Here is a 486-nt window from a genome sequence, read left to right as displayed (position 1 = left end):
CCTGGTCATAGGCATCTTCGAAATACCCCATGTGCCCGATTGCAGCACCGGCTTTGATGGGTAAAGGCGTATTCAGATTAACAACCTGATCGAACTTCATGGCATCGAGAACGGGCATTGGCTGCTCAAGGGGCTTCCACCATGCAGGTAAAGCAACTTCTACAGGTTTGAGGTTTGACGTTCCATGATCAGCAAGCACCCACAGCTGACTGCCTGCACTGGCATCCCAGTCCATACCCGTCACATCATCTTCCAGCGTGACCTGAGCATAATCACGCTTATTAAACGACTGTGTCGTTTTTCCATCCCAAATGACGCGGGTACCTTTAGGAAGAACGCCCGCACAGATTTCGTGAGACTCGTCTAAATAAGCCCTGAGCCCACTTTTCTCATTGATGAGAAAACGCGACGTGTTTGCTGACTGATATGCAGTCCAGGGGGCTAAATGCATATAGAGCGTGTAGAACGTCAGCTGGCTGGATTCGG

At 50.4% G+C, this 486-nt stretch carries 1 pseudogene; it reads right to left on the bottom strand.

Annotated features, from left to right (window positions below):
• A pseudogene (locus J1782_RS00115) lies at positions 1-486 on the bottom strand (hypothetical protein); the annotation flags it as partial.

Origin of the sequence: Rahnella sp. BCC 1045, from assembly GCF_019049615.1 — a bacterium.
Lineage (GTDB): Bacteria > Pseudomonadota > Gammaproteobacteria > Enterobacterales > Enterobacteriaceae > Rahnella > Rahnella contaminans.
The sequence above is the reverse complement of the archived record's forward strand: the minus strand, read 5'-3'. Positions and strand labels throughout refer to the sequence as shown.